Origin of the sequence: Cellulomonas soli (assembly GCF_013409305.1) — a bacterium.
Classification (GTDB): domain Bacteria; phylum Actinomycetota; class Actinomycetes; order Actinomycetales; family Cellulomonadaceae; genus Cellulomonas; species Cellulomonas soli.
Window position 1 is genome coordinate 3,721,411 of the sequence record NZ_JACBZJ010000001.1, and the last position, 16,715, is coordinate 3,738,125.

A 16,715-nucleotide genomic window follows, 5' to 3' on the forward strand; every position below is an offset into this window, starting at 1 on the left:
CCCGAGGAGGCTCGGATGACGGACGTGACCCCGCCCGCCGGTGGCACCGACGACCGACGTGATCTGCACGCGCCGTTCCGGCCGCGGCTCGCCCGGGCCGTGACCCTCACGCTGGTCGTCGTCCTGCTCGTGCTGACCGCGGTGCTCGTCGTCGTCCTCCCCGCCGTGATCCCGGACATAACGGCCTCGGACCGTGCGGCGTTCGCCGTGGCGGGCGCCGCGTTCGCCTGGTTCTGCTGGCGGCAGGCGAGCGTCGTCGCCCGACCCGACGCCGACGGGCTGACCGTGCGGAACCTCGTGGTGACACGACGGCTGAGCTGGGCCCAGATCGTCTCGGTGCGCTTCGGTCAGGGGCGCCCGTGGGTGCAGCTCGACCTCGACGACGGCGACACGCTGGCCGTCATGGGGGTGCAGCGCTCGGACGGTGCCCGTGCGGAGCGGGAGGCGCGCAGGCTGGCGACGCTCGTGGCGCTGCACACCGCGACCACCCAGGACGACTGAGCCGCCCCGACCGTTCGAGCGATCAGTCCAGCAGTGCGACGGCGTGCACCCCGGCGACCGCTGCCGCGAGGAACGCCGCCGGGTCCTGCTCGAGGCCCCGGCCCATGGTCGAGAGCCGCACCGGCGTCCCGGCGAGCGCGCTGAGCAGGTCCGCGTCGGCGGGCACGTCCACGAGCCTGTGCCTACCGTGCGGTGCTGCGAGCGCGGCGACCTGGTCGTCGACCCGGCGCCCGAGGGCGTCGAGCCCGCCGTGCGGGTCGGGGTCGAACCGCGGGACCGGGACGTCGGCGGAGGCCAGCGCGACGCGCCCGTACGCGGTCAGGGAGTGGTGGGAGACGCCGAGGTGCCGTTCGCGCAGGTCGGCGCCGGAGACGCGCAGCGAGGCGACCGCCCGCCCACCGAGCGTGGCGGAGGCGTTGACCGCCTCCCCGGCCGCCACTCCCGAGAACCCCCAGCGGGTACCCGTGCCGAGGTTCCCGGGTCCCTGGGCGACGACGACCAGGTCGGCGCCGACGACGTGCCGGGCGGTGAGCAGACCGGTGTGCACGGTGACCGCCTCGAGGTCGCCGCCGAACGACTGGCCGGTGGTGATGCACGCCTCGACCCATCCGGACGAGCGCAGCCCGGCGACGGTGCGGGAGAACCAGGCGGGCAGCGCCCCGCCGTCGGTCATGACGTAGGCGACGCGGGGGACCGGGCGTCCGGCACGCGCGGCGGCGAAGCGGGCGCCCGCGACGATCGCGGGGAGCGCCGAGTGCAGGTCGGCCACGACGACGGGCATCCCGGCCAGGTCGTCGGCGTCGCGCAGCACCTCGTGGTGCGTGGACTCCTGGTCGTCGACGCCCAGGACCATGGCCTGCAGCGGCGTGTAGCGGGCCTTGACGAGATGCCCCGGCCCTGCCGGCGGGTCGGCCGGCAGCGCGTCGGTGCGCGCCACGACGAGCGCGTACCCGCCGGTTCCGAGCCCTCGGGCCTGGGCCGAGACGTTGAGCAGCACCCGGGCGCCGACACCGATCTCCCCGACCAGCTCGGGGTACGCCAGGGCACGCACGGTCCCAGGCAGCACCGGTGCGGTCTCGGTGGGCCCGGTACCCGTGCCAGGGACGGGCTCGAGCTCGACCGTCAGCTCGGCGGCGCCCGGCCAGGTGGCTCCGAGCGACACCACGACACCTGCACGCCACGTGATCACCCGGACACGGTACCGGCCGCTACGGTGGAGCCGATGGCCGCCCAGATCCCCCCCGCCGAGCGCCTGCTGAACCTCGTGATCGCCCTGGTCAACACCGCGGGCCGGATGACGAAGGAGCAGGTGCGCGCGAGCGTCTCCGGGTACGGGGACGCGCCGAGCGACGACGCGTTCGAGAGGATGTTCGAGCGCGACAAGGACACGCTGCGTGACCTGGGCGTGCCGATCCTCACGGTGACAGGTGCGCACGGCGACGACATCGGCTACCGGATCGACCAGGACGCCTACGCCCTGCCGCCGCTCGAGCTGACTCCCGCCGAGCTCGGTGTGCTCGCGTTGGCCGCCCAGTTCTGGCAGGACCAGGCCCTGCGCACGGACACCTCGCGCGCACTGACCAAGCTGCGCGCCGCGGGAGAGGGGCCCGAGTCGACCGACCTGGTGGCGGGACTCGCCCCGCGCGTGCGCGCTGCGGGAGGCGCGTTGTCCCCGCTGGTGGACGCCGTGCAGGCCCGTCAGGCCGTGCGGTTCACCTATCGCGCCGCGAGTACCGGCCAGGTCCGCGACCGCACCGTCGAGCCGTGGCAGCTGCTGACCCGCCGTGGCGGCTGGGTGCTCGTCGGCTTCGACCGGGACCGCGCCGCGAGCCGCTCGTTCCGGCTGAGCCGTATCGAGGGCAAGGTGCGGGTCGTGGGCGAGCCCGGACAGGTGGTGCCGCCGACTCGGGAGGCGCTCGAGGCCGTGCTGGCCTCCTGGGCCTCGGGCGAGGAACGGGTGGCCACCCTCGCCGTTCTGCCCGAGCGGGCGGGTGCCACGCGCGCACGCTCCGTCGCTGCGCCCGACGGCTCGCCCGACCCGGGGCAGGATCCCGCGCTCGGCGGGCTGCTGGCGCACCGGGACGTGCTGCACGTGCCGTACCGGTCGACGTGGGAGCTGGCCGAGGAGCTCGTCGGTTACGGCGACGCGGTCGTGGTGCTGGACCCGCCGGCCCTGCGTGAGACGGTCCTGCGCCTGCTGCGGGTCGCGTCGACGTTCGACCGGGACGCCCGATCGGGACCGGCGGGATCAGGACCGACGGGGTCGGGACCGACGGGAGCGGGGCAGGTGGTCGGTCGTGGCTGAGCGGGCGAGCGAGAGGCTGCTGCGGCTGCTCGGCATGGTCGCGTACCTGGACGGGCGCAGCGGGGTGCCGATCGAGGTCGTCGCGGAGCAGTTCGGTGTGAGCGCCGAGCAGGTGATGAGCGACATCGACACCCTCTGGGTGACGGGCACCCCGGGGTACTTCCCGTACGACCTCATCGACTTCGACGCCGACTCGTACGAGCAGGGGGTCGTGCGACTGACCGAGTCGCGTGGGCTGACCCGGCCCCTGCGGCTGGGGACGCGCGAGGCCGTCGCCCTGGTCGCGGCACTGCGGGCGATGCAGTCGGCGCTCGCCCCCGGGCTCGACCCCGAACGCGCCGCGGTCCTCGCGAGCGTGCTGGACAAGCTCACCGCCGCGACCGGGGACGCCGCGGCGGCGGTCGACGTCCAGCTGGCCCTCGACGGCGCCCCGCAGGTCGTGGCGGCGCTCGGTGCAGCCCTGCAACGCCGGCGACGCCTGCGCATCCGGTACGTCGACGCCTCCGACGTGACGACCGAGAGGGACGTGGACCCGCTGCGGCTGGTCACCGGGGACGAGCGTTCGTACCTGCTGGCCTGGTGCCTGCGCGCCGGGGGCGAGCGCATGTTCCGGGTCGACCGGGTGGTCGAGGCGCACGTGCTCGACGAGCCCGTGCAGGAGCACCTCGTGGAGAGGGGCGCCGAGGAGTTCCGTCCGGACCCGCGAGGCGAGCTCGTGACGCTGCACCTGCGCAGCCGCGGTCGCTGGGTCGCCGAGTCGACCCCGGTGGAGGCCGTCCGCAACCACGGCGACGGCTCGTTCGAGGTCGACCTGCGGGTGACCCAGCCGGCTTGGCTGCGGCACCTGGTGCTGCAGGTCGCCGAGGACGTCGTGGAGGCGCATCCCGCCCGTGTCGCGGCGGAGGTCGCCCGGTCCGCCCGGGCGGCGCTGGCGGCCTACGGCCCGTTGGCGGGCCCGGGCACTCAGCCAGGCGACCTCGGCGCTGACCTGGTGCCCGACGCGCAGGTGCCCGGGCAGCCCGGCTAGGGTGGCGCGGTGCTCTGGTTCAGCGTGTGGGCGGTGCTCGTCGTGGGCACCCTCGTCGGCGCGTGGTTCCTGCTGCGCAGCCTGTGGCGGTCGGCGCGCGCACTGATGGACGAGCTCGGGCGTGCCTCGCGGGTGCTGGCAGAGCTGGCCGACAAGGCCGAGGAGCTGCGCCGGGTCAGCGATGCGCAAGCAGAGCCGATCGTGCCGACGCTGTTCGCCGACAAGGCCGAGCTCCAGGCCCGCCTCGCACACCTGCGTGAGGCCCGCGAGGCGCGCAAGGACGCACGGTGGGAACGCGACGAGGCGACACGGGAGCGTTGGCGCGCGGTCTGGCGCTGATCGGCGTGCGAAGGAGCGCCCTGATGTCCAGGAGCGTCACGTGCCGCGGCTACTATCAGTCGTCCCGATAGGCGCGAGGGAGAACTGCCCCACATGAACGCTCTGAAGCCGTGGCACATCATCGTCCTGCTGATCGTCATCATCCTGCTGTTCGGGGCGAACCGGCTCCCTGACCTGGCCAAGAGCCTGGGTCAGTCGCTGAAGATCTTCAAGGCCGAGGTCAAGGACCTGACAGCCGACGACAAGCCTGCGCCGACGGTCCCCGTGACGCCTGCCGCACCCGCGGCGCCCGCGCCCGCGGCACCGGCGGCTGAGGCCCCGGCCGCCCCGCCGACCCCCGCGCAACCGGGGACGACCGGCCCGGACGACGCGTCCGACGCCGGGAGCGGCACGGCGCCCCGGGCCTGAGCCCCCGTGACCAGCACGCGCCGCGGGGGTGATCCCGGTGGTCGGATGCCGCTGCGCGCGCACCTCGTCGAGCTGCGGCGACGGGTCTTCCTCGCCGCGCTCGGCATCGCCGTCGGGGCCGTCGTGGGCTGGTTCGTCTACGACCCGGTCTTCGCTGCGCTCCAGCGCCCTCTCATGGTCGTCTCGGACGATCGGGACGGCCTGATCGCGCTCAACTTCGCCGGGGTCGCGACGTCGTTCGACATGCGCCTCAAGGTGTCGTTCTTCCTCGGCGTGATCATCTCGAGCCCGTGGTGGCTCTACCACCTGTGGGCCTTCATCACCCCGGGGCTCACTCGCAAGGAGCGGGCCTACGCCTTCGGGTTCATCGGTGCGGCCGTGCCGCTGTTCCTCGCCGGCGCGGGGATGGCGTGGTGGGTGCTGCCGAACGCGGTGGCCATCCTCACGGAGTTCACGCCGGAGGGTGCGACCAACCTCATCGATGCGCAGACGTACCTCAGCTTCGTCATGCGGATGATCCTGGCGTTCGGTCTGGCCTTCCTGCTGCCGGTCATCATGGTCGCGCTCAACCTGGCCGGGCTGGTCCGTGCCCGGACGTGGGCCCGCGGCTGGCGGTGGGCCGTGCTGCTCGCCTTCGTGTTCTCCGCGGTCATGACCCCCACGCCGGACGCCATCACGATGATCGTGCTGGCCCTGCCGATCTGCGTGCTGTACTTCGTCGCTCTCGGTCTCTCGTTCGTGCACGACCGACGGGTCGACGCCCGCCGCGTGGCCGCGGGGCTGCCACGGCTCGACGGAACCGAGGTCGACGCGGGGACCGACAAGGCCGACCAGACCGAGGACCGCGCGTGAGTCACCTGGGTCTCGTGGTCAACCCGACCGCAGGCCAGGGGCGTGGCACGGCCGTCGGACGCCAGGTGCGGGCACTGCTCGAGGCCGAGGGGCACAGGGTCGAGGACCTGTCGGCCCCCACCATCGCCCTGGCGTCGGAGCGCGCGAGGGCCGCCGCCGTGCACGGGCTCGACGCGCTCGTCGTCGTCGGCGGCGACGGCATGGTGCACCTCGGGGCGAACGTGGCGGTCGGGACCGAGCTGCCGCTGGGGATCGTGCCCGCGGGGACGGGCAACGACATCGCCCGGGCGCTGGGCCTCCCACGCTCGGACGTGCGGGCCGCCGTGGCACGCATCGACGCGGGCCTGGCGGCCGGGCCCCGGCACGTCGACGCGGTCCGTGTCGGCACACCGGACCACGGTGCCCACGAGTGGTACGTCGGCGTGCTCTCGTGCGGGCTCGACGCTGCGGTCAACGCCCGGGCGAACACGCTGCGCTGGCCGTCGGGATCGGCCAGGTACGTGCGCGCGGTGGCCGCCGAGCTCGGCGGGTTCCGCCCGTACGGGTACCGGCTGACCCTGGACGACATGGTGTGGGAGTCGGCCGGCACGCTCGTCGCCGTCGCGAACGCACCGTGGATCGGCGGCGGCCTGCACATCGCACCGGACGCCGTCCTCGACGACGGCCTGCTCGACGTGGTGGTGGCGGGACCGTTCACGCGGTCCGGGGCGGTCCGCATCTTCCCGAGCATCTACCGCGGCAAGCACGTGCGGCATCCCGCCGTCGACGTGTTCCGGACCCGGTCGATCCTCATCGAACCCGTCGACGCGCTCGGTGCGACCCCGCCACCGGCGTTCGCCGACGGGGAGCACATCGGCCCGGTGCCGCTGCGTGCCCAGGTCGTCCCCGGCGCGCTGGCCGTGCTCGCCTGAGACCCGGCCGACACCGGCGCCCGAGCACGGCGGACAGCGGGGAGCTCACGGTCGCGACCTAGGGTGTGCGTGTGGCACCGCGCACCTCGACCAGCCGCCCGTCCGACGAGCCCTCACCCGCAGAGCCCTCGCCAGCTGAGCGGTACGCGGCCTCGCGTCGTCGTGCGGCGGGTGCCAGGCTCGACGGCTTCCGCGCGATGCTGGCGTTCCCGCTCGACGACTTCCAGCTCGAGGCGTGCACCGCCCTGGAGCGCGGCAGCGGGGTGCTCGTCGCAGCCCCGACCGGTGCGGGCAAGACCGTCGTCGGCGAGTTCGCCGTCCACCTCGCGCTCGAGACGGGCCGCAAGGCCTTCTACACGACACCGATCAAGGCGCTCTCGAACCAGAAGTACGGCGACCTCGTGCGCCGCTACGGCCCCGAGCGGGTCGGCCTGCTCACCGGCGACACCACGGTCAACGGCGAGGCCCCGGTCGTCGTGATGACCACCGAGGTCCTGCGCAACATGCTGTACGCGGGTTCGTCGACGCTCTCGGGTCTCGGCTTCGTCGTGATGGACGAGGTGCACTACCTCGCCGACCGGTTCCGCGGTCCGGTCTGGGAGGAGGTGATCATCCACCTGCCCGACGACGTGCAGCTGGTCTCGCTGTCCGCCACCGTGTCCAACGCCGAGGAGTTCGGCGACTGGCTCGCGACCGTCCGCGGCGACACGGAGGTGGTCGTCAGCGAGCACCGCCCCGTGCCTCTCGGGCAGCACGTGTTCGCGCGGGGCGAGCTCGCCGACCTCTATGCCGGTCACGTCGACCCGACCGACCCGGGTGTCGACCCGCCCATCAACCCCGAGCTCCTGCACCTGCTGCGCCGCCGCGAGCGCGCCGAGGGCCCGCCGTCCCGTGGTCGACGCGGTCCGGGCGACCGCGGCCACCGGGGCGGTGGCACGGGCGCGGGTGGTCGACGCGGGGGAGGCCGGCCGACCGCGCGGTTCGCCGTCGTCGACGCGCTGGACGCGGACGGGCTGCTGCCGGCGATCGTCTTCATCTTCTCCCGCGCGGGTTGTGAGGGCGCCGTGCAGCAGTGCCTGGCGGCCGGCGTACGGCTCACGACGCCGGCCGAGCAGGCGCAGATCCGGCAGGTCGTCGAGGAGCGGTGCGCGTCCGTGCCGCCCGAGGACCTCGACGTGCTCGGCTACTGGCAGTTCGCCGAGGCGCTCTCGCGCGGTGTCGCCGCGCACCACGCCGGGATGCTTCCGCTGTTCAAGGAGACGGTCGAGGACCTGTTCTCCCGCGGCCTGGTCAAGGTCGTGTTCGCCACCGAGACCTTGGCCCTGGGCATCAACATGCCGGCCCGGTCGGTCGTCCTGGAGAAGCTCGTCAAGTGGGACGGGTCGAACCACGTCGAGATCACGCCGGGGGAGTACACCCAGCTCACGGGCCGCGCCGGCCGCCGCGGCATCGACACCGAGGGGCATGCGGTCGTCGTGGACCACCAGGGGCTCGACCCGGTCGCTCTTGCCGGCCTGGCGTCCAAGCGCCTGTACCCGCTGCGCTCGAGCTTCCGGCCGACCTACAACATGGCGGTCAACCTCGTCGCGCAGGTCGGCCGCGAGCGCTCGAGGGAGGTGCTCGAGACGTCCTTCGCGCAGTTCCAGGCCGATCGCGGGGTCGTCGGGCTGGCACGGCAGGCGCAGGCGCACACCGAGGCGCTCGAGGGCTACGCGCGTGCGATGACCTGCCACCTGGGCGACTTCACCGAGTACGCGAGGCTTCGTCGGCAGATCTCCGACACAGAGCGCGAGCAGTCGCGTGCCGCCGCGTCGGCTCGCCGCGCCGATGTCGCCCGCAGCCTGGAGGGCCTGCGCGTCGGCGACGTGCTGGAGGTGCCGACCGGCAGGCGATCGGCGCACGTGGTCGTCATCGACCCGGGTGGGAAGCCCGGGTTCGACGGCCCCCGACCCACCGTTCTCGGCGTCGACCGGCAGGTGCGGCGGCTGACGGTGGCCGACGTCGGAACGGGCGCGCGCACCGTCGGCTCGTTGCGGGTCCCCGCAGGGTTCAGCGGCAGGGTCCCGGCCGCGCGCCGAGACCTCGCGGCGGCGCTGCGGGCGGCTGTGGAGCGCGGCGACGTCGCGGCGTCCCCTCGGGCCGACCGGCCTGCCGGCAAGGGCGGCGGACGCGGGCGAGCCCGGGGAGCGTCGGCGGCCGTGCCCGACGACGCCCAGGTCGCGGCGCTGCGCCGGCAGATGCGCGCGCACCCCTGCCACGCGTGCCCCGACCGCGAGGACCACGCTCGCTGGGCGGACCGTTGGCGCCGCCTCAAGGCCGAGCACGACGCACTGGTCGCGCGCATCGCCGGGCGCACGGGGTCGATCGCCGCCGTGTTCGACCGGATCTGCGACGTGCTGGCCGAGCTCGGGTACCTGGAGACGGCCGGTACGCCGGTGCCCGCGCTGCGGGTCTCCGACGCCGGTCAGTGGTTGCGCCGGCTGTACGCGGAGAACGACCTCCTGCTCGCCGAGTGCCTGCGCCGGGGGCTGTGGGACGAGCTGGACGCCCCGGCCCTGGCCGCGGCGGTCTCGAGCGTCGTGTACCAGTCGCGCCGCGACGAGCACGGCGAGCCGCACGTGCCCGGCGGGCCTCAGGGCAGGCTCGGGCGCGCGCTCGACGAGACGGTGCGCGCGTGGTCCGAGCTGGACGACCTCGAGCAGGCGCACGGCCTGTCGACGACGGTGCCGCTCGACCTCGGGCTCGTCGAGTCGATCCACCGGTGGGCGGCCGGGCGCAGCCTCGACGCGGTGCTGCGCGGCAGCGAGCTGGCCGCAGGCGACTTCGTGCGGTGGTGCAAGCAGGTCATCGACGTGCTCGACCAGCTGTCCAAGGCGGCGCCGACCGAACGGGTGCGCACGACCGCGAGCAAGGCCGTGGACGCGTTGCGCAGGGGAGTGGTCGCCTACTCCTCGGTGTGATCGTCCGCCGGGACTGCCGCGCGTCGTCGGCCCTTGCCCGCAGGTCGGCGGGCCTCTGGCCTATCGTGGTCGGATGTGACCGCGACCCTGTACCGCCACGGTGTCATCCACTCGCCTGCCGATCCGTTCGCGGAGGCGATCCTCGTCGAGGACGGCACGATCGCCTGGCTCGGGGCCGACGACACGGCGGACGGTCTGGTCTCGCGGGCGGACGAGGTCGTCGATCTCGACGGCGCGCTCGTGGCCCCCGGTTTCGTCGACGCCCACGTGCACGTCCTGGAGACGGGTCTGGCGCTCGAGAGCGTCGACCTGACCGCGGCGGGCGGCGTCCGCTCGTTGGCCGACGCCCTCGAGGCCGTGCACCGGGCGGCGCAGCTGCGCACCGACCGCCGTGACGATGAGCCGCTGCTCGGCTTCGGCTGGGACGAGCAGGCCTGGCCCGAGGGTCGTGCACCGACACGCGAGGAGATCGACCGTGCGGCCGGTGGGGCTCCGGTCTACCTCGCGCGCGTCGACGTGCACAGCGCGGTGGTCTCGACCTCGCTCGCCGACAGCGCCGGACTCCTGGGCCTGCCGGGCTGGACCGAGGACGGTCGCGTCGAGCGCGAGGCGCACCACGCCGCACGTGAGGCGGCGCGCCAGGTGGCACCGGGACGGCGCACCGCGCTGTACCGCCGTGCCCTGCAGCATGCGGCCGCGCACGGGGTCGTCTCGGTGCACGAGCAGAGCGCGCCGTTCATCGACACGCGCGAGGGGCTCGTCGAGCTCCTCGCGATGACCGAGCGTGCTGCTGACGGCCTTGCGCACGTGGTGGGCTACCGCGGCGAGCTGTGCGTGACGGTCGACGACGCCCGGGCGCTGCTCGCCGCGATCCCTGGACTGACCGGGATCGGGGGCGACCTGAACATCGACGGGTCGATCGGCTCGCGCACCGCCGCCCTGCGTCACCCGTACGCCGATGCACCGGCGGGAGCCTCGCCGTCGGACGGTGTGCTGTACCTGACGGCCGAGCAGATCTGCAACCACGTGACGGCCGTGACCCGCGCGGGTGTGCACGGCGGGTTCCACGTCATCGGCGACCGTGCCATGGACGAGCTGCTGATCGGGCTGGGTGCGGCCTCCGACGTCGAGGGGGTCGAGGCGATCGCGCGCGCGGGTCACAGGCTCGAGCACGCGGAGATGATCGACGCCCCGGCTCTGGCCCGGCTCCTGCTGCTCGGGATCCGGCTGAGCGTGCAGCCGGCGTTCGACGCCTCGTGGGGCGGGCCGGGCGGCCTCTACGCGACCCGGCTGGGCGCGGGGCGGGCTGCGGTCCTCAACCCGATCGCGGACCTCGCGGCGGCCGGCGTCCCGTTGGCGTTCGGGTCCGACACGCCCGTGACCGCGCTCGACCCGTGGGCGGGGGTCCGGGCCGCGGTCCGGCACCACGAGGCGGACCAGCGCATCTCCGCTCGGGCGGCCTTCCGTGCGGCGACGCGCGGTGGCTGGCGGGCGGCGGGTCTGGACCACACCGGTGCCGGTGAGCTGCGGATCGGCGCGCCTGCGCACCTGGCGATCTGGCAGGCGGAGCACCTCGTGGTGCAGGCGGCCGACGCGCGCACGTCCTCGTGGAGCACGGACGCCCGCGCGGGCACGCCCTTGCTGCCCGAGCTCGGCCCGGACAGCCCGGAGCCGGTGTGCGTGAGGACCGTCAGGGACGGTGTCGTCCTGTTCGACGCGCTCGGGTGAGCGTTCGACGCTGAACCCGGCGTGTCGGCAAGCGTGTCGCGACACGCCGGACGGCGCGCCGAGAATCGCCGATTCGGGACAAGCCGGACATCGCCGACGTGGCCTGGGAAGACGGTCGACGAGGCGGCGGGAGTGGGCTTGACAGTGCCCAACGAACCGGTAGGTTCGGCACGTGTTCCGCCCTTGCGGGCACCTGCGGTCCAGTCGTGCACGGCGCCCTGAGAGGCGCCCCGCGCGGCGCAGGGACCCGGTTCGCGAGGGGGCACGACGGCTCCGGCCGGGCCCGCGTGTTCAACAGACAACGGGGGTGCGCGCAGCGCACCGCTCGGTACGAAGTTCACGCGGGCCGGTCGGTCGGGCTCCTCCTCGACCACCTGGTTTGCTGACGTACTCTGCGGGGGTGCCCGCCCCCGAACCGTCCCGCTGGTGGGTGATCGTCCTCGCGGCCGTCGGCGGCCTGCTGACACGGATCGCCTTCCCGGACCCTGGGTGGTCCGCCCTGGCCCCGATCGGCATGGCCCTGCTCTTCCTGGCCCTGCTGCGTGACAGCGCGCGCTGGAACGCCCTCGTCGGCTTCGTCTGGGGGCTCGCCTTCTTCGTCCCCCTCATCACCTGGGCGGGGGAGGCCGTGGGCCTCGTCCCGTGGTGGGCGCTGAGCGTCCTCGAGGCCGGCTTCGTCGCGCTCTTCGGAGCGGCGTGGGCGTGGGCGCGGCGCGGCAACGCGGTGTGGCGCAGCCGACCCCTGCAGCTGCTCGTCTTCGTCGTGCTGTGGGTCGGCGTCGAGGAGCTGCGCTCCGCCCAGCCGTTCGGCGGCTTCCCCTGGGGCCGGCTCGCCTTCTCGCAGGCGGACTCTCCGCTCGTCGCACTGGCCTCGTGGGGCGGGACGCCGCTGGTCGGCGCGGTCGTCGCAGGAATCGGCGTGCTGCTCGCCTTCGCGTGGATGGCGGCACGGCGGCTCGCGCTCGTCCGGCTCGCCGTCCCCCTCGCTGTCGTCGCGGCCGTGTTCGTCGTCGCGCTCCTCATCCCGCTGGACACGCAGGCGCAGGACGGCACCCTCAAGGTCGGTGCCGTGCAGGGCAACGTGCCCACGCCCGGTCTGGACGCCTTCGCCCAGCGCCGTCAGGTGCTGGACAACCACGTCGCCGGCACGATGGCGCTCTTGGACCAGGTCGACCCGGGCGAGCTCGACGTCGTGCTCTGGCCCGAGAACGGAACCGACGTCGACCCGCAGGTCGACGCAGAGGCAGCCGCCCTCATCGACGGCGCCGCGCAGGCCGTGCAGGCGCCGATGCTCGTGGGGACCATCCAGTACCCGCAGGCCGGTGGGCGCTACAACACCGCCGTGCTCTGGGAGCCCGGGGTCGGCGTCGTCGCGAGCTACAGCAAGCAGCACCCGGCACCCTTCGCCGAGTACATCCCCATCCGCTCCTGGGTCCGGCCGTTCTCCAAGGCCGTCGACCTGGTCACGACCGACATGGTCGCGGGGACGAAGGTCGGGTACGTCCCGCTCGACTCCGCGCGCCTGGGGCGGACCGTCGGCATCGGAGACGTGATCTGCTTCGAGGTCGCCTACGACGGCCTCGTGCGCGAGTCCGTGCGTGCCGGGGCCGAGATCCTCGTGGTGCAGACCAACAACGCCTCGTTCGGCTACACCGACGAGTCGACCCAGCAGCTGGCCATGTCCCGGCTGCGGGCGGTCGAGCACGGACGGGCGACCGTGCAGATCTCGACCGTCGGCGTCAGCGCCGTCATAGCGCCCAACGGCGCCATCGTGAAGGACTCCGGTCTCTTCACCGCCGAACAGCTCGTCGCTACGCTGCCGCTGCGCGAGTCGCAGACCCTGGCCACCAGGCTAGGGGCGTGGCCCGCATGGATCGCCGATGCTCTCGCGGTGTGCGTCGTGCTCGCCGGGATCGCCGGGGCGCGCCGCATCCGCCGCGCGCAGCGCGACGCCGACCGGAACGAGGGTGCATGAGCCAGACCACCGACCGCGTCCTCGTGGTCGTGCCGACCTACGACGAGCGCGAGAGCATCCCCGTCGCCCTCGAACGCCTGCGTGAGCACGTGCCCGACGCGGACGTCCTCGTGGTCGACGACGGCTCACCGGACGGCACCGGTGCCCTGGTCGAGCAGCTCGCGCAGGCGGACGAGGCGGTCCGTGGACGGTGGGCGATCCACGTCATGCACCGCAGCGGCAAGCTCGGTCTCGGCACGGCCTACATGGCCGGCTTCGCGTGGGCGCTCGAACGCGGGTACGACGTCGTGGTGGAGATGGACGCGGACGGGTCGCACCGTGCGCAGGATCTGCCGAGGCTGCTCGCCGCTCTCGTCGACGCCGACCTCGTGCTCGGGTCGCGATGGGTGCCGGGAGGCACGGTCGTCAACTGGCCCGCCAACCGGCTCTTCTTGTCGAGGGGTGCGAACCTCTACACGCGGCTCGCGCTGGGCATCCCGTTGAAGGACGCCACCGGCGGGTTCAGGGCGTACCGGGCCGGGCTGCTGCGCACCATCGCGATGGAGGGTGTCGCGTCGCAGGGCTACTGCTTCCAGATCGACATGGCCTGGCGTGCGGTGCGTGCCGGTGGACGCGTGGTCGAGGTGCCCATCACGTTCGTGGAGCGCGAACGGGGAAGCTCGAAGATGAGCCGGCACATCGTGGGGGAGGCGCTGGTCCGCGTCACCTGGTGGGGGATGCAGGAACGCTCCCGCCGTGTGGCGGGAGCGTTCCGGGGTGGGCGAGAGGCTGCGCGCGACGCGTGACGTCGAGGCCGCCTGCCGGCACGGAGGCCGACAGCGCGCCTCAGGCGCTGCGACGCAGCTTGCCCGCGCGGAGCAGGCCGAGCCGCTCGTCGAGCAGCTCCTGCAGCTCGCCGACGGTGCGGCGCTCGAGCAGCATGTCCCAGTGCGTGCGGGGCGGCTTGCCCGCCTTGACCTCGGGGCGTGAGGCGTCACGCAGCAGCGCCTCGACGCCGCAGCGGCACTCCCACACGACCGGGACGTCGGCCTCGACCGAGAACGGCAGGATGATCGTGTGCCCGTTCGGGCAGTCGTAGTGCGCCTGGAGACGGGGGGCGAAGTCGACGCCGTCCTCCGTCTCCATGCTGTGGGACCCGATGCGCATGCCGCGCAGGGACCGGTTCGCCATGAGGGGACCTCCGTGCCGTATCTACGGCCGTTGAAGATGAAGAAACTGCCACCGGTTCCAACGGCGGACACCCGTCGAGTGTTCCAGCCGTCCGTGAAGGTCTCGTGAACGCGGCGCGCGCGTGCCGACCAGAACGGGTGCACGACGTGGCTAGGGTGGCACGGTGACGACCTCGATGCCGAGCCAGGGCCCGGATTCGCCCGAGATGTCCTTCCGCCAGCTCGGTGACAGCGGGCTGACGGTCTCCGTGGCCGGCCTGGGCTGCAACACGTTCGGAGCAACCCTCGAGCCCGACGGGGTGGCTGACATCGTGCACGCCGCGCTCGAGGCCGGGGTGACGTTCTTCGACACGGCCGACGTGTACGGGGGAGCGCCCGGTCAGAGCGAGGAGCTGCTGGGCCAGGCGCTCGCCGGACGTCGCGACGACGTGGTCGTGGCGACCAAGTTCGGCATGGACGTCGCAGGGCTCAACGGACCCGACTGGGGCGTGCGCGGTTCCCGCAGGTACATCCGTCGCGCGGTGGAGGGTTCCCTTCGTCGACTGCGCACCGATCATGTCGACCTCTACCAGATGCACGCCCCTGATCCGGTGACGCCGCTCGACGAGACGCTCGGGGCACTGCACGAGCTCGTTGTCGAGGGCAAGGTGCGCTACCTCGGTTCGTCGAACTTCTCCGGCTGGCAGGTCGTGGACGCCGACTGGACTGCCCGGACCGCCGGACTGACCCCGTTCGTCTCGGCCCAGAACCGGTACAACCTGCTGGCTCGGGAGGCGGAGGCCGAGCTCGTGCCCGCGCTCGAGCACGTCGGGGTGGGTCTGCTCCCGTACGTGCCGCTCGCGTCCGGGCTGCTCACGGGCAAGTACCGCCGCGGCGAGGCCGCACCCATGGGGTCGCGGCTGACCCGGATGCCGCTGCGCCTGCAGCACGCGGACTTCGACCGGATCGAGGGGCTGTCCGCGCTGGCCGCCGAGTGGGGTGTGGACCTCCCGACCCTCGCACTCGGGGCGCTGGCCGCGCAGCCTGCCGTCGCCTCGGTCATCTCCGGTGCGCGCACGCCGACGCAGGTCCGTGCGAACGTCGCCTCCGTGGCGTGGGAGCCGACGCTCGACCAGCTCGCAGCGATCGACGAGCTCACCGAGGCCTGAGGCGGGCTCACGCGCCCGAGGCTCACCACTCCAGCACACGCGCCCGATCCCGGCCGATCGCCGCGACCAGGAGGACCGGCACGTCGGCGTCGTCGGCCGCGGTGCGCAACGCGTGCGACCAGGCGGCCTCGTGCGCACCCCGGTCGCCGCCCGCGGCACGCACGAGGCCGAACGCGACGCCGCCACCGGGGGCCTCACGATCGATGACCGAGGCCATGACCTGCACGAGAGCGTTGACCAGCCCCGGGTGCGGACTCGGTGGCAGATCGCTGATGGGAAGCACGGCGGGCAGCATCCGCCGGTCCCGGTCGAGGAACAGCACCCACAGGGCGGCAGGTCCGGTCCGTTCGGGGCCGACGAGCTCGAGCATCACCGCGAGCAGCTCCTCGGGCGTGCGGAACGGCTCCGTCGGCGCGGGCGAGAGCGGGTGGTCACGGCCGTCCACCAGCGGCGAGGTCCCGACAGGTGGTGTGGCCGGCAGGGGAGAGGCCCACGTGCGGTCGGCCGTCGAGTCGTTGTTCATGGCACGACGGTGACCCGTCGCGCCACCAGGGGAACCGGCACAGAGCTGCAGCGGTGCGGCAGCCCGTCGATGCCGGGCGCTGTGGGCGGTTCGAACAGGCGTGCGAACGGACAGTCGTTCGTGCCTGGGGGAGTCAGGCCAGGAAGGCTCGGATCGCCTCGACGACGAGCGCGTGGTCGTCGGCCTGAGAGAGTCCCGAGACCGTGACGACGCCGACGAGCCCGGCATCCTCGATGCGCACCGGGAAGGCTCCGCCGGCCGCCGCGTACTCCTGTGCGGGCAGGCCGAACTTCTTCAGGCTGGTGCCGGCGTGGTGCAGGCGCAGCCCGACCAGGTACGACGAGGCGTCGAACCTCTCGACCACGCGCACCTTGCGCTCGATCCAGCGGTCGTTGTCCGGGACCGTGCCGGGGCGCGCCGCGTGGAAGACCTGCTGGCGGCCGCGTCGCACGTCGATCGTCACGGGCAGCGCGCGCTCGGTGGCGAGCTCGACGAGCATGCACCCCAGCTGCCAGGCGTCGTCGTGCGTGAACCGCCGGAAGAGCAGGTCGTGCTCCTGCTGCTCGACATGGGCGATCTGCTCGGCCAGATGCGCGGTGCTCATGAGTGCATCGTGGCACGGCCGTCCGTGGCGGGCACGTGGCGGGCTTGTGGCGGGAAGAGCGGCGGGCGCGGCGACCGGCACAGGAGCCGGCTCGATCGCCGTGCCGGTGCGGCCCATGCAGTGCACTCATGCGGAACTCGTGCGTTCACTCGCCCACGCAACGCGCATGAGGGCGACTCATGCGCGGGCGCGTCCGTCGTCGCCCGAGCCGTCCCGGCACAGCATGTCGATTCTCAGACAGAACCTTCCGAAGAGAGGGTCCGGA

The 16,715-nt window shown here is 73.5% G+C and carries 16 protein-coding genes; 12 read left to right on the forward strand and 4 right to left on the reverse strand.

Translation table 11 applies throughout. The features are described 5' to 3' along the window. Positions 1 to 15: 15 nt before the first annotated feature. Entirely contained in the window at positions 16 to 501 is a 486-nt protein-coding gene (locus tag BKA22_RS16955; protein WP_146951900.1) for a PH domain-containing protein, read from the forward strand. A 22-nt stretch (positions 502 to 523) separates the two neighbouring features. Here BKA22_RS16955 and BKA22_RS16960 read toward each other — a convergent pair whose 3' ends face one another. After that, positions 524 to 1,690, reverse strand: a complete 1,167-nt coding sequence (locus BKA22_RS16960) for a DUF3866 family protein (protein WP_146951901.1) — start codon at positions 1,688 to 1,690, stop codon at positions 524 to 526. A 33-nt stretch (positions 1,691 to 1,723) separates the two neighbouring features. Between BKA22_RS16960 and BKA22_RS16965 the strand changes: the two genes are divergently transcribed. The 10 genes from BKA22_RS16965 to BKA22_RS17010 all read left to right on the forward strand — a co-directional run bounded on the left by BKA22_RS16965 (position 1,724) and on the right by BKA22_RS17010 (position 13,791). Further along, a complete protein-coding gene (locus tag BKA22_RS16965) occupies positions 1,724 to 2,806 on the forward strand; it encodes a helix-turn-helix transcriptional regulator (protein ID WP_146951902.1) in 1,083 nt (360 codons plus the stop codon). Beyond that, a complete protein-coding gene (locus BKA22_RS16970; protein WP_146951903.1) occupies positions 2,799 to 3,833 on the forward strand; it encodes a helix-turn-helix transcriptional regulator in 1,035 nt (344 codons plus the stop codon). The genes BKA22_RS16965 and BKA22_RS16970 overlap by 8 nt, the downstream gene beginning before the upstream one ends. 9 nt (positions 3,834 to 3,842) lie before the next feature. Further along, a complete protein-coding gene (locus BKA22_RS16975; protein WP_146951904.1) occupies positions 3,843 to 4,172 on the forward strand; it encodes a hypothetical protein in 330 nt (109 codons plus the stop codon). A gap of 93 nt (positions 4,173 to 4,265) precedes the next feature. Next, positions 4,266 to 4,580 carry a Sec-independent protein translocase subunit TatA gene (gene tatA, locus BKA22_RS16980; protein ID WP_146951905.1) on the forward strand — a complete coding sequence of 105 codons (315 nt, stop codon included), beginning with the start codon at positions 4,266 to 4,268 and terminating at the stop codon, positions 4,578 to 4,580. Positions 4,581 to 4,625: 45 nt separating this feature from the next. Next, the gene (tatC, locus tag BKA22_RS16985; protein WP_146952035.1) at positions 4,626 to 5,432 is read left to right on the forward strand and encodes a twin-arginine translocase subunit TatC; all 807 of its coding nucleotides are present in this window, start codon (positions 4,626 to 4,628) and stop codon (positions 5,430 to 5,432) included. Further along, a complete protein-coding gene (locus BKA22_RS16990; protein WP_146951906.1) occupies positions 5,429 to 6,343 on the forward strand; it encodes a diacylglycerol/lipid kinase family protein in 915 nt (304 codons plus the stop codon). Before tatC ends, BKA22_RS16990 begins: the two co-directional genes overlap by 4 nt. Before the next feature lie 71 nt (positions 6,344 to 6,414). Beyond that, complete coding sequence (locus tag BKA22_RS16995; RefSeq protein ID WP_146951907.1) at positions 6,415 to 9,303, forward strand: DEAD/DEAH box helicase; 2,889 nt, start codon at positions 6,415 to 6,417, stop codon at positions 9,301 to 9,303. A gap of 75 nt (positions 9,304 to 9,378) precedes the next feature. Then, on the forward strand, positions 9,379 to 11,031 hold the full coding sequence (locus BKA22_RS17000; RefSeq protein ID WP_146951908.1) for an amidohydrolase: 1,653 nt from the start codon (positions 9,379 to 9,381) through the stop codon (positions 11,029 to 11,031). A 400-nt stretch (positions 11,032 to 11,431) separates the two neighbouring features. After that, entirely contained in the window at positions 11,432 to 13,006 is a 1,575-nt protein-coding gene (gene lnt, locus BKA22_RS17005) for an apolipoprotein N-acyltransferase (RefSeq protein WP_146951909.1), read from the forward strand. After that, complete coding sequence (locus tag BKA22_RS17010; protein ID WP_146951910.1) at positions 13,003 to 13,791, forward strand: polyprenol monophosphomannose synthase; 789 nt, start codon at positions 13,003 to 13,005, stop codon at positions 13,789 to 13,791. Before lnt ends, BKA22_RS17010 begins: the two co-directional genes overlap by 4 nt. A gap of 40 nt (positions 13,792 to 13,831) precedes the next feature. Here BKA22_RS17010 and BKA22_RS17015 read toward each other — a convergent pair whose 3' ends face one another. Next, complete coding sequence (locus BKA22_RS17015) at positions 13,832 to 14,176, reverse strand: RNA polymerase-binding protein RbpA (RefSeq protein WP_146951911.1); 345 nt, start codon at positions 14,174 to 14,176, stop codon at positions 13,832 to 13,834. Positions 14,177 to 14,381: 205 nt separating this feature from the next. On the opposite strand from BKA22_RS17015, the gene BKA22_RS17020 reads away from it, so the two are divergent. Then, on the forward strand, positions 14,382 to 15,323 hold the full coding sequence (locus tag BKA22_RS17020) for an aldo/keto reductase (protein ID WP_146952036.1): 942 nt from the start codon (positions 14,382 to 14,384) through the stop codon (positions 15,321 to 15,323). 22 nt (positions 15,324 to 15,345) lie between these two features. Here the strand turns inward: BKA22_RS17020 and BKA22_RS17025 are convergent, their stop codons facing one another. Together BKA22_RS17025 and BKA22_RS17030 are read right to left on the reverse strand one after the other, a co-directional pair. Next, positions 15,346 to 15,846, reverse strand: a complete 501-nt coding sequence (locus BKA22_RS17025) for a hypothetical protein (RefSeq protein WP_146951912.1) — start codon at positions 15,844 to 15,846, stop codon at positions 15,346 to 15,348. A gap of 133 nt (positions 15,847 to 15,979) precedes the next feature. After that, positions 15,980 to 16,450, reverse strand: a complete 471-nt coding sequence (locus BKA22_RS17030) for a heme-degrading domain-containing protein (RefSeq protein WP_146951913.1) — start codon at positions 16,448 to 16,450, stop codon at positions 15,980 to 15,982. Between the last annotated feature and the right edge of the window lie 265 nt (positions 16,451 to 16,715).

What these genes read in the sequence shown, in the direction of transcription:
- BKA22_RS17030 (WP_146951913.1), bottom strand. Translation starts at nt 16,450, where the DNA reads ATGAGCACCGCGCATCTGGCCGAGCAGATCGCCCATGTCGAGCAGCAG.
- BKA22_RS17010 (WP_146951910.1), top strand. Translation starts at nt 13,003, where the DNA reads ATGAGCCAGACCACCGACCGCGTCCTCGTGGTCGTGCCGACCTACGAC.
- BKA22_RS17025 (WP_146951912.1), bottom strand. Translation starts at nt 15,846, where the DNA reads ATGAACAACGACTCGACGGCCGACCGCACGTGGGCCTCTCCCCTGCCG.
- BKA22_RS16965 (WP_146951902.1), top strand. Translation starts at nt 1,724, where the DNA reads ATGGCCGCCCAGATCCCCCCCGCCGAGCGCCTGCTGAACCTCGTGATC.
- tatC (WP_146952035.1), top strand. Translation starts at nt 4,626, where the DNA reads ATGCCGCTGCGCGCGCACCTCGTCGAGCTGCGGCGACGGGTCTTCCTC.
- BKA22_RS17015 (WP_146951911.1), bottom strand. Translation starts at nt 14,176, where the DNA reads ATGGCGAACCGGTCCCTGCGCGGCATGCGCATCGGGTCCCACAGCATG.
- tatA (WP_146951905.1), top strand. Translation starts at nt 4,266, where the DNA reads ATGAACGCTCTGAAGCCGTGGCACATCATCGTCCTGCTGATCGTCATC.
- BKA22_RS17020 (WP_146952036.1), top strand. Translation starts at nt 14,382, where the DNA reads ATGTCCTTCCGCCAGCTCGGTGACAGCGGGCTGACGGTCTCCGTGGCC.
- BKA22_RS16955 (WP_146951900.1), top strand. Translation starts at nt 16, where the DNA reads ATGACGGACGTGACCCCGCCCGCCGGTGGCACCGACGACCGACGTGAT.